This is a genomic window from Streptomyces sp. A18, from assembly GCF_059026065.1.
In genome coordinates this window covers 52,698-64,160 of the sequence record NZ_JBWLKL010000040.1, presented here as the reverse complement: position 1 = coordinate 64,160, position 11,463 = coordinate 52,698, and the positions used below count along the sequence as shown (strand labels likewise).

The 11,463-nt window shown below is 64.9% G+C and carries 22 protein-coding genes; all 22 read right to left on the bottom strand.

The window, feature by feature from the left end; translation table 11 throughout:
- Positions 1 to 218 precede the first annotated feature (218 nt).
- The 22 genes from rpsK to rplV all read right to left on the bottom strand — a co-directional run bounded on the left by rpsK (position 219) and on the right by rplV (position 11,454).
- Positions 219 to 623 carry a 30S ribosomal protein S11 gene (gene rpsK / locus AC5P1C_RS36655; RefSeq protein WP_003948617.1) on the bottom strand — a complete coding sequence of 135 codons (405 nt, stop codon included), beginning with the start codon at positions 621 to 623 and terminating at the stop codon, positions 219 to 221.
- A 62-nt stretch (positions 624 to 685) separates the two neighbouring features.
- On the bottom strand, positions 686 to 1,066 hold the full coding sequence (gene rpsM, locus AC5P1C_RS36650) for a 30S ribosomal protein S13 (RefSeq protein ID WP_135332566.1): 381 nt from the start codon (positions 1,064 to 1,066) through the stop codon (positions 686 to 688).
- Positions 1,067 to 1,245: 179 nt separating this feature from the next.
- On the bottom strand, positions 1,246 to 1,359 hold the full coding sequence (gene rpmJ / locus AC5P1C_RS36645; protein WP_003974245.1) for a 50S ribosomal protein L36: 114 nt from the start codon (positions 1,357 to 1,359) through the stop codon (positions 1,246 to 1,248).
- A 57-nt stretch (positions 1,360 to 1,416) separates the two neighbouring features.
- Complete coding sequence (gene infA / locus AC5P1C_RS36640) at positions 1,417 to 1,638, bottom strand: translation initiation factor IF-1 (protein WP_003948620.1); 222 nt, start codon at positions 1,636 to 1,638, stop codon at positions 1,417 to 1,419.
- Between the two features lie 158 nt (positions 1,639 to 1,796).
- Positions 1,797 to 2,633, bottom strand: a complete 837-nt coding sequence (gene map / locus AC5P1C_RS36635) for a type I methionyl aminopeptidase (protein WP_493870295.1) — start codon at positions 2,631 to 2,633, stop codon at positions 1,797 to 1,799.
- Between the two features lie 99 nt (positions 2,634 to 2,732).
- The gene (locus AC5P1C_RS36630; RefSeq protein ID WP_361058808.1) at positions 2,733 to 3,386 is read right to left on the bottom strand and encodes an adenylate kinase; all 654 of its coding nucleotides are present in this window, start codon (positions 3,384 to 3,386) and stop codon (positions 2,733 to 2,735) included.
- The gene (gene secY, locus AC5P1C_RS36625; protein ID WP_493870296.1) at positions 3,386 to 4,699 is read right to left on the bottom strand and encodes a preprotein translocase subunit SecY; all 1,314 of its coding nucleotides are present in this window, start codon (positions 4,697 to 4,699) and stop codon (positions 3,386 to 3,388) included. Before secY ends, AC5P1C_RS36630 begins: the two co-directional genes overlap by 1 nt.
- Before the next feature lie 224 nt (positions 4,700 to 4,923).
- Positions 4,924 to 5,379 (bottom strand): 50S ribosomal protein L15, encoded by a 456-nt coding sequence (gene rplO / locus AC5P1C_RS36620; protein WP_249588330.1) that lies wholly within the window; start codon positions 5,377 to 5,379, stop codon positions 4,924 to 4,926.
- Between the two features lies 1 nt (position 5,380).
- A complete protein-coding gene (gene rpmD / locus AC5P1C_RS36615; protein WP_041985698.1) occupies positions 5,381 to 5,563 on the bottom strand; it encodes a 50S ribosomal protein L30 in 183 nt (60 codons plus the stop codon).
- Positions 5,563 to 6,165, bottom strand: coding sequence for a 30S ribosomal protein S5 (gene rpsE, locus AC5P1C_RS36610; RefSeq protein WP_160506669.1), 603 nt, complete (start codon positions 6,163 to 6,165; stop codon positions 5,563 to 5,565). The genes rpmD and rpsE overlap by 1 nt, the downstream gene beginning before the upstream one ends.
- Positions 6,166 to 6,211: 46 nt before the next feature.
- Positions 6,212 to 6,595, bottom strand: coding sequence for a 50S ribosomal protein L18 (gene rplR, locus AC5P1C_RS36605; RefSeq protein WP_493870294.1), 384 nt, complete (start codon positions 6,593 to 6,595; stop codon positions 6,212 to 6,214).
- A 3-nt stretch (positions 6,596 to 6,598) separates the two neighbouring features.
- A complete protein-coding gene (gene rplF / locus AC5P1C_RS36600) occupies positions 6,599 to 7,138 on the bottom strand; it encodes a 50S ribosomal protein L6 (RefSeq protein WP_249588331.1) in 540 nt (179 codons plus the stop codon).
- Between the two features lie 21 nt (positions 7,139 to 7,159).
- A complete protein-coding gene (rpsH, locus tag AC5P1C_RS36595) occupies positions 7,160 to 7,558 on the bottom strand; it encodes a 30S ribosomal protein S8 (protein WP_030359017.1) in 399 nt (132 codons plus the stop codon).
- 224 nt (positions 7,559 to 7,782) lie between these two features.
- Positions 7,783 to 7,968 carry a type Z 30S ribosomal protein S14 gene (locus tag AC5P1C_RS36590; RefSeq protein ID WP_003956452.1) on the bottom strand — a complete coding sequence of 62 codons (186 nt, stop codon included), beginning with the start codon at positions 7,966 to 7,968 and terminating at the stop codon, positions 7,783 to 7,785.
- Positions 7,969 to 7,973: 5 nt separating this feature from the next.
- Complete coding sequence (gene rplE / locus AC5P1C_RS36585) at positions 7,974 to 8,531, bottom strand: 50S ribosomal protein L5 (RefSeq protein ID WP_493870293.1); 558 nt, start codon at positions 8,529 to 8,531, stop codon at positions 7,974 to 7,976.
- Positions 8,531 to 8,854 (bottom strand): 50S ribosomal protein L24, encoded by a 324-nt coding sequence (gene rplX, locus AC5P1C_RS36580; RefSeq protein ID WP_160506664.1) that lies wholly within the window; start codon positions 8,852 to 8,854, stop codon positions 8,531 to 8,533. The genes rplE and rplX overlap by 1 nt, the downstream gene beginning before the upstream one ends.
- A 2-nt stretch (positions 8,855 to 8,856) precedes the next feature.
- Complete coding sequence (rplN, locus tag AC5P1C_RS36575; RefSeq protein ID WP_073768975.1) at positions 8,857 to 9,225, bottom strand: 50S ribosomal protein L14; 369 nt, start codon at positions 9,223 to 9,225, stop codon at positions 8,857 to 8,859.
- Positions 9,226 to 9,331: 106 nt separating this feature from the next.
- On the bottom strand, positions 9,332 to 9,616 hold the full coding sequence (rpsQ, locus tag AC5P1C_RS36570) for a 30S ribosomal protein S17 (RefSeq protein WP_055564830.1): 285 nt from the start codon (positions 9,614 to 9,616) through the stop codon (positions 9,332 to 9,334).
- On the bottom strand, positions 9,616 to 9,840 hold the full coding sequence (gene rpmC, locus AC5P1C_RS36565; RefSeq protein WP_003998824.1) for a 50S ribosomal protein L29: 225 nt from the start codon (positions 9,838 to 9,840) through the stop codon (positions 9,616 to 9,618). The genes rpsQ and rpmC overlap by 1 nt, the downstream gene beginning before the upstream one ends.
- Positions 9,840 to 10,259, bottom strand: a complete 420-nt coding sequence (rplP, locus tag AC5P1C_RS36560; protein ID WP_135332557.1) for a 50S ribosomal protein L16 — start codon at positions 10,257 to 10,259, stop codon at positions 9,840 to 9,842. The genes rpmC and rplP overlap by 1 nt, the downstream gene beginning before the upstream one ends.
- Before the next feature lie 5 nt (positions 10,260 to 10,264).
- Positions 10,265 to 11,107, bottom strand: coding sequence for a 30S ribosomal protein S3 (gene rpsC, locus AC5P1C_RS36555; protein ID WP_160506663.1), 843 nt, complete (start codon positions 11,105 to 11,107; stop codon positions 10,265 to 10,267).
- Positions 11,107 to 11,454 (bottom strand): 50S ribosomal protein L22, encoded by a 348-nt coding sequence (gene rplV, locus AC5P1C_RS36550; protein ID WP_016645177.1) that lies wholly within the window; start codon positions 11,452 to 11,454, stop codon positions 11,107 to 11,109. Before rplV ends, rpsC begins: the two co-directional genes overlap by 1 nt.
- Positions 11,455 to 11,463: the final 9 nt, after the last annotated feature.

The window sequence follows — 11,463 nt, the reverse complement described above, 5'->3', positions numbered from 1 at the left end:
CTCGATCACGAACCGGGAGCGGAATTCGTCGACGACCTCTTCGGTCAACGAGGGACGCTGAGCGATCAGCATGAAGTGTTTCCTTCAGTCAGGGACACCCACTATTTGATGTCCTTGCCATTGGGCGGCAGCCCAATGTTGATACGGCTACAAGGGTACGGGCGGTACGGCTCCGAAGAGCCGCACCGCCCGAAAATCCCTCAGTCAAGCGACGCGGATCAGACGCGGCGACGCTTGGGGGGACGGCAGCCGTTGTGCGGCGTCGGCGTGACGTCCTGGATCGAACCGACCTCGAGGCCAGTGGCCTGGAGGGAGCGGATCGCGGTCTCACGGCCGGAGCCGGGACCCTTGACGAACACGTCAACCTTGCGCATGCCGTGCTCCTGGGCGCGACGCGCGGCCGACTCGGCGGCCATCTGCGCGGCGAACGGAGTCGACTTGCGCGAGCCCTTGAAGCCGACGTGGCCGGCGGAGGCCCAGCTGATCACGTTGCCCGTGGGGTCCGTGATCGAGACGATGGTGTTGTTGAACGTGCTCTTGATGTGGGCGTGCCCGTGAGCGACGTTCTTCTTTTCCTTGCGGCGCACCTTCTTGGCAGCGCCCTGACGACCCTTGGGGGGCATCTATTAACTCCTACGCGAGGTGGTCGGTCCTGCAGCGACAGCTGTCGATCGACCGCTGAGGACTACTTCTTGCCCGGCTTCTTCTTACCGGCGATGGCGCGACGCGGGCCCTTACGGGTGCGGGCGTTGGTGCTGGTGCGCTGACCGCGGACGGGCAGGCCACGACGGTGACGAAGACCCTGGTAGCAACCGATCTCGACCTTGCGGCGGATGTCGGCCTGGATCTCGCGACGGAGGTCACCCTCGGTCTGGATGTTGGCGTCCACGTACTCGCGGATCTTGATCAGGTCCTCTTCGGACAGATCACGAACACGGGTGTTGCGGTCCACACCGGTGGCGTCCAGCGTCTGCTGGGACAGCGTGCGGCCAATGCCGAACACGTACGTGAGGGCGACCTCAACACGCTTTTCGCGCGGGAGGTCAACACCTTCAAGGCGTGCCATTCAAGGCTCCTGTTGATTTTCGGAGGTCTTCAGCAGGACCGGTCCCAGGTGCCGTACGAGGTACATCCTGGGTCCCCGGCCTCCGACCGGGGGTGTCGCCCTCCATCACTGAAGAGGGACGGGTCCTGCATATGTGCTTTACGTGCGTCGCGCGAAAATCTGCGAACTGCAGTCGTACGTCAGCCCTGGCGCTGCTTGTGGCGCGGGTTGTCGCAGATAACCATGACCCGGCCGTGACGGCGGATCACCCTGCACTTGTCGCAGATCTTCTTGACGCTCGGCTTGACCTTCATTGGTGAGGTTCTCCGGGTCAGTGCCATCACCCCACGTGAATGGGGTGCGGGCAAGATCTACTTGTACCGGTAGACGATCCGGCCACGCGTCAGGTCGTAAGGAGACAACTCCACCACGACCCGGTCGTCAGGGAGGATGCGGATGTAGTGCATACGCATCTTGCCGCTGATGTGTGCCAGGACCTGGTGGCCGTTCTGGAGCTCAACCTTGAACATGGCGTTCGGAAGAGACTCAACGACAGTGCCCTCGATCTCGATGGCACCTTGCTTCTTGGCCACGCTCTGCCCTTCGAATCGACTACCTTGATCGACTTCGCTCACCGCATGCAGACACACGGATGCACGAGAGCCGACGCGTCAGTCTACGTCAGGCCACCCGGAAAGACGAATCGAGGAAGAATGCCCCATCCGCAAGATCCTTAAGCAGCCGGGACCGCTCAGCCCAGCGGGTCAGGCGCAACAGTGACCCCGTACTCGGCCAGCTTCGCCCTGCCGCAGTCAGGAGCCGTCAGTACGATCGGCCCCTCCTCCGTCAGCGCGATGGAGTGCTCCCAGTGCGAGGACCACGTGCCGTCCGTCGTGATGACCGTCCAGTCATCCTCCAGGACCTCCGTGCGAGGCGTTCCCAGGGAGACCATGGGCTCGATGGCCAGGCAGAAGCCGGGGACCAGCTTGGGGCCCTTGCCGCGGCGGCGCTCGACGTAGTTCAGGAGGTGCGGGTCCATGTGCATCTCGGTGCCGATGCCGTGACCGCCGTAGTCCTCGACGATGCCGTACTTGCCGCCGCCGGGCTTCGGCTGGCGGCGGATGTACGTCTCGATGGCCCGGGAGATGTCCACGAGCCGGTTGCCCTGCTTCATGGCGGCGAGGCCGGCCCACATCGACTCCTCGGTCACCCGGGAGAGCTCGATCAGCTCCGGAGCGTGACCGGTGCCCACGAACGCCGTGTACGCCGCGTCGCCGTGCCAGCCGTCGATGATGGCGCCCGCGTCGATGGAGATGATGTCGCCGTCCTTCAGGACGGTCTTGTCGTCCGGGATGCCGTGTACGACGACCTCGTTGACCGAGGTGCAGATCGTCGCCGGAAAGCCGCCGTATCCGAGGAAGTTGGACTTCGCTCCGTGCTCGGCGATCACCTTGCGGGCGACGTCGTCCAGGTCCTTCGTGGTGGCACCCGGCACCGCAGCCTCGCGCGTCGCGGCGTGGACGGCGGCGACGACAAGGCCCGCCTCACGCATCTTCGCGATCTGCTCGGGGGTCTTGATCTGCACCATGGGGCTTCCGCTCTCCGTCATCCGTCCAACAACCGGCTATGTACACAACACTACGGCCGCGGTCCCCCTAGGGGCACCGCGGCCGTGACAGCGTACTGGCTACTTGTCGCCCTTGAGGGCGTCCATCGCGCGCTTGGTGACCTCGTCCACCTTGCCGAGCGCGGAGATCGTGACCACCAGGCCCTGCGCCTTGTAGTGGTCGATGATCGGCTCGGTCTCGCGGTGGTACACGTCGAGCCGCTTGCGCACGGTCTCTTCCTGGTCGTCACCGCGCTGGTAGAGCTCGCCGCCGCAGACGTCGCAGACGCCCTCGGTCTTCGGCTTGCTGTACGTCACGTGGAAGACGTGGCTGGAATCGTTCCGGCAGATACGGCGGCCGGCGATGCGCTTGACCACCTCGTCCTCGGGGACCTCGAGGTCGAGCACCGCGTCGAGCTTCTGGCCGTCCGTCTTGAGCGACTCGTCCAGGGCCTCGGCCTGCGACACGTTCCGCGGGAAGCCGTCGAGCAGGAAGCCGTTCTCGGCGTCCGGCTGCGTCATGCGGTCGTGGGCCATGCCGATGGTGACCTCGTCGGGGACGAGGTTGCCGGCGTCCATGAAGGCCTTCGCCTGCTTGCCCAGCTCCGTGCCCTGGCTGATGTTGGCGCGGAAGAGGTCGCCCGTGGAGATGTGCGGGATCTTCAGGTTCTTGGCGAGGAACGCGGCCTGCGTTCCCTTGCCCGCACCGGGCGGCCCGACGAGGACGATTCGCATCAGCGGAGGAACCCTTCGTAATTGCGCTGCTGGAGCTGGCTCTCGATCTGCTTCACGGTCTCCAGACCCACACCCACGATGATCAGGATGCTTGTCCCGCCGAACGGGAAGTTCTGGTTCGCGCCGAAGCCCACCAACGCCATCGTCGGTACGAGAGCGATCAGACCCAGATACAGCGAGCCCGGCCACGTGATCCGGTTGAGTACGTAGCTCAAGTACTCAGCGGTCGGACGGCCAGCCCGGATGCCCGGGATGAAGCCACCATACTTCTTCATGTTGTCCGCGACTTCCTCGGGGTTGAACGAGATAGCCACGTAGAAGAAGGCGAAGAACACGATCAGAACGAAGTACGTCGTGATGTAGATCGGGTGGTCGCCCTTGGTCAGGTTGGCCTCGATCCACTGCTTCCACCCGGAGTTGCCACCCGCGAACTGGGCCACCAGCGCGGGGATGTAGAGCAACGACGAGGCGAAGATCACAGGGATGATGCCCGCCTGATTGACCTTCAGCGGAATGTACGTCGACGTACCGCCGTAGGACCGGCGGCCGATCATGCGCTTCGCGTACTGGACCGGAATGCGGCGCTGAGCCTGCTCCACGAAGACGACCAGGCCGACCATGACGAGACCGACCGCGATGACGGTGCCGAACTCGATCCAGCCGCCGGCCAGCGAGCCCTGCTTCTTGATGGCCCACAGGGCGCTCGGGAAGGTCGCGGCGATCGAGATGAACATCAGGATCGACATGCCGTTGCCGATGCCGCGGTCGGTGATGAGCTCACCGAGCCACATGACGCAGGCGGTGCCCGCAGTCATCGTGATGACCATGGTCACGGTCACGAAGATGGACTGGTCCGGCACGATCTCGCCCGCGACGGGGCAGCCGGAGAACAGCGAGCCCGAGCGTGCGGTGGCCACGAGACCGGTCCCCTGGAGGATCGCGATCGCCACGGTCAGATAACGCGTGTACTGCGTGATCTTCGCCGTGCCGGCCTGGCCCTCCTTCTTGAGGGCCTCGAGCCGCGGGATCACCACGGTCAGCAGCTGCAGGATGATGCTCGCCGTGATGTACGGCATGATGCCGAGCGCGAAGATCGTGATCTGCAGGAGCGCCCCGCCACTCATCATGTTCACCAGGCCGAACAGCCCCTGATTGGCGCTGGCCTGGTCCATGCAGGTCTGGACGTTCTTATAGCTGACGCCGGGGATCGGGATATGGGTCCCGATCCGGTAGATCACGATGATGCCGAGCGTGAAGAGCAGCTTCTTGCGCAGGTCGGGCGTCTTGAACGCCCGGGCGAACGCGGTGAGCACGGTGCCTCCTGCGACCCCCGCGCGCATGCGCAAGAGGTAGTGGTCTGAGGATCGACGAATACATATCAGTCAGAAAAACCGCACGGGCAGACCGCACGGAGCTTAGACAGTGCACGCCACCTTACCGGCGACCGTGCCCCCCTTGGAACGACCAACCGGGGATGCCCCATATGTGGGGCATCCCCGGCTGGGAATCGCTCAAGTCATCGAGTTGCCTGAAGAATTCAGACGAGCTCGGTGACGGTACCGCCGGCGGCGGTGATCTTCTCCTTGGCGGAGCCGGAGACGGCGTCAACCGTCACCTGCAGCGCCACGGTGACCTCACCCTGGCCGAGGACCTTGACGAGGCTGTTCTTGCGAACGGCACCCTTGGCGACGAGACCCTCAACGGTGACCTCGCCACCCTCGGGGAACAGCGCGCTCAGCTTGTCGAGGTTCACGACCTGGAACTCGGTCTTGAACGGGTTCTTGAAGCCCTTGAGCTTCGGGAGGCGCATGTGGAGGGGCATCTGCCCGCCCTCGAAGCGCTCCGGAACCTGGTAACGGGCCTTGGTGCCCTTGGTACCACGACCAGCGGTCTTACCCTTGGACGCCTCACCACGACCCACACGGGTCTTGGCGGTCTTGGCGCCCGGGGCGGGCCGGAGGTTGTGGACCTTCAGCGGGTTCTGCTCCGCCATGTCAGTCGACCTCCTCAACCGTCACGAGGTGGCGGACGGTGTTAGCCATTCCGCGGAACTCGGGGCGGTCTTCCTTGACGACCACGTCGTTCAGGCGCTTGAGCCCGAGCGAACGCAGCGTGTCGCGGTGGTTCTGCTTGCTGCCGATGTACGACTTCGTCTGCGTGATCTTGAGGCGAGCCATTACGCACCCGCCCCGGCACGTGCACGAAGGAGAGCCGCGGGGGCGACGTCCTCGAGGGGCAGACCACGGCGAGCCGCGATCTCCTCGGGACGCTGCAGGCCCTTGAGGGCCGCCACGGTCGCGTGCACGATGTTGATCGCGTTGGACGAGCCGAGCGACTTCGACAGGATGTCGTGAACGCCGGCGCACTCGAGCACAGCACGCACCGGGCCACCGGCGATAACACCGGTACCGGGGGAAGCAGGCTTGAGCAGGACGACGCCCGCGGCCTTCTCGCCCGTGATCGGGTGCGGGATGGTGCCCTGGATACGCGGAACCTTGAAGAAGTTCTTCTTGGCCTCTTCAACGCCCTTGGCGATGGCCGCGGGAACTTCCTTGGCCTTGCCGTATCCGACACCTACGGTGCCGTCACCGTCGCCCACCACGACCAGCGCGGTGAAGCTGAAGCGGCGACCACCCTTGACAACCTTGGCGACACGGTTGATCGCGACAACGCGCTCAACGTATGCGGTCTTTTCGGCGGCTGCGCCACCGTCGCGACCCTTCCGGTCCCGCCGCTCGCCGCCACCGGCACCGCTTCCGCGGCGCTGGGGTCCAGCCATTGGAATTACCTCTCTCTGTTACGTCCGCTAGCTCCGGAACCGGGGCTTAGAACTTCAGCCCGGCTTCGCGGGCGGCGTCCGCCAGAGCGGCAATGCGCCCGGCGTACTTGTTGCCACCGCGGTCGAACACGACGGCCTCGACACCCGCAGCCTTGGCACGCTCGGCAACGAGCGCGCCGACCTGCTTGGCCTGCGCGGACTTGTCGGCCTCGCCACCGCGGATCGTGGTGTCCAGGGTCGACGCCGACGCAAGGGTGTGACCCTTGAGGTCGTCGATGACCTGAGCAACGATGTTGCGGTTCGAGCGAGTCACGACGAGGCGCGGACGCTCCGCCGTACCCGACACGTGCTTGCGGATGCGGATGTGGCGGCGGGCCTTGGCGGCACGCTTGTAAGCGTCACCCTTGGCGATCTTCACACCGTATGCCATGGCTTACTTACCTGCCTTTCCGACCTTGCGCCGGATGACTTCGCCCTCGTACTTGACGCCCTTGGCCTTGTACGGGTCGGGCTTGCGCAGCTTGCGGATGTTGGCCGCAACCTCGCCGACCTTCTGCTTGTCGATGCCCTCGACCGAAAGCTTGGTCGCGGACTCCACCTTGAAGGTGATGCCCTCGGGGGCCTCGACCAGGATCGGGTGGCTGTAACCCAGCGAGAACTCCAGGTTGGAGCCCTTCGCGAGGACGCGGTAACCGACACCGCTGATCTCGAGCTTCTTCACGTAACCCGTGGTCACGCCGGTGATCATGTTCGCCACCAGCGTGCGGGACAGGCCGTGCAGGGCCTTGTTCTGACGCTCGTCGTTCGGGCGGGTGACGCTGAGCACGCCGTCCTCACCCTTAGCGATGTCGATCGGCGCGACGACGGTGTGGGAAAGGGAGCCCTTGGGACCCTTAACCGAGACCGTCCGGCCGTCGATGGTGACGTCCACGCCGGCGGGAACCGTGATGGGGAGCTTGCCAATACGCGACATTAGCTATTCCTCCGTTCCCGACTACCAGACGTAGGCGAGGACTTCCCCACCTACGCCCTTCTTGCCTGCCTGCTGGCCGGTGAGGAGACCGTGGGACGTGGAGATGATCGCCACGCCCAGGCCGCCGAGCACCTTCGGCAGGTTGGTGGACTTCGCGTAAACCCGGAGACCGGGCTTGGAGATCCGCTTGATGCCCGCAATGGAGCGCTCACGGTTCGGGCCGAACTTCAGCTCGAGAACGAGGTTCTTGCCGACCTCGGCGTCCTCGACCTTCCAGCCCGTGATGAAGCCCTCCTGCTGGAGGATCTCCGCGATGTGAGACTTGATCTTGCTGTGCGGCATCGCCACGGAGTCGTGGTACGCCGAGTTCGCGTTACGCAGACGAGTCAGCATGTCCGCGATCGGATCAGTCATGGTCATGAATTGGCCTTCGGCCTCTCTCGCCGTGGTTTCCTATCTGCGCCATCCCTCTCCCCACTCAGAGGCGGGACGGGTGCGGCGCGGGGACCTACGGCGTAGTAAGTCGGTCAGGGCGGCAGGCGCCCAACCCTCCTAGCCTAAGCCATGGAGAGGTGGGCCACCTACCGACCAGATACTTACCGAGAGCCTCCAGTAATTCCCAAGTCCCTGAGGACAGAGGGGAATTACCAGGAGCTCTTGGTCACGCCCGGCAGCTCGCCACGGTGAGCCATCTCACGAAGGCAGACGCGGCACAGGCCGAACTTGCGGTACACGGAGTGCGGACGGCCACAGCGCTGGCAGCGGGTGTAGGCGCGCACACCGAACTTGGGCTTACGAGCAGCCTTGGCAATAAGTGCCTTCTTCGCCATCTCGCTTACGCCTCCTTGAACGGGAAGCCGAGGTGACGGAGAAGGGCACGGCCCTCAGCGTCGTTGGTCGCCGTGGTGACCACGGTGATGTCCATACCCCGGACGCGGTCGATCTTGTCCTGGTCGATCTCGTGGAACATGACCTGCTCCGTGAGACCGAAGGTGTAGTTGCCACGGCCGTCGAACTGCTTGGGGGACAGACCACGGAAGTCGCGGATGCGCGGAAGCGCGAGCGACAGGGTGCGGTCCAGGAACTCCCACATGCGGTCGCCACGAAGCGTGACGTGGCAGCCGATCGGCTGACCCTCGCGCAGCTTGAACTGCGCGATGGACTTCCGGGCCTTGGTGATGGCCGGCTTCTGACCGGTGATCGTGGTCAGGTCACGGACGGCACCGTCCATGAGCTTCGAGTCACGGGCGGCGTCGCCGACACCCATGTTCACCACGATCTTGACGAGGCCGGGGATCTGCATGACGTTCTCGTACGAGAACTCTTCCTGCAGCTTGCCCGCGATCTCCTCGCGGTACTTCGTCTTCAGACGCGGGCTGGTGGTGGTCGTCATCAGATGTCCTCACCCGTCCGCTTGGCAACGCGGATCTTGTTGCCGTCATCGTCGAAGCGGAAACCGACACGCGTGACGACCTTGTTGCCGTCCTTCTCCACGACCAGCTGGACGTTGGAGACGTGGACAGGGGCCTCGGTGGTCACGATGCCGCCGGCCTGCGAACCGCTGGCGGTCGGGCCGGCCTTCGTGTGCTTCTTGACCCGGTTGACACCCTCGACCAGGACGCGCTCGTCGCGCGGGTAAGCGGCAATGACCTTGCCCTGCTTGCCCTTGTCCTTACCGGTGATGACCTGGACCAGGTCGCCCTTCTTGATCTTCATGCTTACAGCACCTCCGGCGCGAGCGAGATGATCTTCATGAACTTCTTCTCGCGCAGCTCACGGCCGACCGGGCCGAAGATACGGGTGCCGCGAGGGTCGCCGTCGTTCTTCAGAATGACGGCGGCGTTCTCGTCGAAGCGGATGTACGAGCCGTCGGGACGGCGGCGCTCCTTGACGGTGCGAACGATGACGGCCTTGACGACGTCACCCTTCTTCACGTTGCCACCGGGGATCGCGTCCTTGACGGTGGCGACGATGACGTCACCGATGCCCGCGTAGCGGCGACCCGAGCCACCGAGAACACGGATGGTGAGAATTTCCTTCGCACCCGTGTTGTCGGCGATCCGAAGTCGCGACTCCTGCTGGATCACGTCTATCTCCTGATTGTCTGCCGGTTCCCGGCGGGGACGAATCCCTTACGGGACACGGCCCCACCGAGCCTGGCGGAACGAACTCTGAGGAAAATCCCTCAGAGAATTACTTGGCCTTCTCGAGGATCTCGACGATGCGCCAACGCTTGGTCGCCGACAGCGGACGCGTCTCCATCAGGAGGACGCGGTCGCCGACGCCGGCAGCGTTCTGCTCGTCGTGCGCCTTGAGCTTGTTCGTACGGCGGATGACCTTGCCGTACAGCGCGTGCTTCACGCGGTCCTCGACAGCGACGACGACGGTCTTGTCCATCTTGTCGCTGACGACCAGACCCTCACGGGTCTTGCGGAATCCGCGGTCAGTCTTGGTCTCAGTCACGTTGCTCTCGCTCATCAGGCGCTCTCCACCGTCTCGATGCCCAGCTCGCGCTCACGCATCAGGGTGTAGATCCGCGCGATGTCCTTACGGACGGCCTTGAGCCGGCCGTGGTTCTCGAGCTGACCGGTCGCCGCCTGGAAGCGGAGGTTGAACAGCTCTTCCTTGGCTTCGCGGAGCTTCGCGAGAAGCTCCTCGTCACCCAGTTCGCGCAGCTCGGACGCCTTGGTACCGGCCGACATCACGACTCACCTGCCTCGCGCCGAACAATCCGGCACTTCATCGGAAGCTTGTGAGCAGCGCGGGTAAGCGCCTCACGCGCAGTCTTCTCATTCGGGTAGGACAGCTCGAACATCACCCGTCCGGGCTTGACGTTCGCGACCCACCACTCGGGGGAACCCTTACCGGAACCCATGCGGGTCTCGGCGGGCTTCTTCGTCAGCGGGCGGTCCGGGTAGATGTTGATCCAGACCTTGCCGCCACGCTTGATGTGGCGGGTCATCGCGATACGAGCCGCCTCGATCTGGCGGTTGGTCACGTACGCCGGAGTGAGGGCCTGAATCCCGTACTCGCCGAACGCAACCTGCGTACCACCCTTGGACATACCGCTGCGCTTGGGGTGGTGCTGCTTGCGGTGCTTGACCCTACGAGGGATCAGCATGTCGGTCAGGCCTCCGTTCCGGTGCTCTCAGCCGGAGCGGCAGCTGCGGCGGGAGCGTCGGCCTTGGGGGCCTCGGCAGCCGGCGCGGACTGCTGCTGCGGCTTGCGGCCGCGGCCGCCACGCTCGCCACCACGGCCACCACGGGCCGGGCGGTCGTTGCCGCCACCACGGGCCGGGCGGTTACCCGCACGGGCCGCGGCGTTCTCGGCGCGGACCTCGGCGATGTTCTTGACGTCGCCCTTGTAGATCCAGACCTTCACGCCGATGCGGCCGAAGGTCGTCTTGGCCTCGAAGAAGCCGTAGTCGACGTTCGCACGGAGGGTGTGCAGGGGCACGCGGCCCTCGCGGTAGAACTCCGAGCGAGACATCTCGGCGCCGCCGAGACGGCCGCCACACTGGATCTTGATGCCCTTGGCGCCGGCCTTCATCGTCGACTGCATGCTCTTACGCATGGCGCGACGGAAGGAGACGCGGGAGGACAGCTGCTCCGCAACGGCCTGGGCCACGAGCTGAGCGTCGACCTCGGGGTTCTTGACCTCGAGGATGTTCAGCTGGACCTGCTTGCCCGTGAGCTTCTCGAGGTCGCCGCGGATGCGGTCGGCCTCGGCGCCACGGCGGCCGATGACGATGCCGGGACGCGCGGTGTGGATGTCCACCCGCACGCGGTCACGGGTGCGCTCGATCTCAACCTTCGAGATGCCGGCGCGCTCCATGCCGGACGTCATCATCCGACGGATGGCGACGTCTTCCTTGACGTAGTCCTTGTACAGCTTGTCGGCGTACCAACGCGACTTGAAGTCGGTGGTAATGCCGAGCCGGAACCCGTGCGGGTTTACCTTCTGGCCCATTACCGGGTTCCTTCCTTGCTGCTGACGACCACGGTGATGTGGCTGGTCCGCTTACGGATCCGGTAGGCACGGCCCTGAGCACGCGGACGGAACCGCTTCAGGGTCGGGCCCTCATCCACGTACGCCTCGCTGATGACCAGCGAAGAGGCGTCACTGTGGTCGTAGTTGTGCGCGGCATTGGCAATGGCGCTGTCAAGCACCTTGCCTACCGGCACGCTCGCGGCCTGCGGGGCGAAACGCAGGACCGCCTGAGCCTCCGTGGCATCCATGCCACGGATGAGGTCCACCACTCGGCGGGCCTTCATGGGCGTGACGCGGATGTACCGCGCCTGGGCCCTGGCTTCCATGGTTGTCCC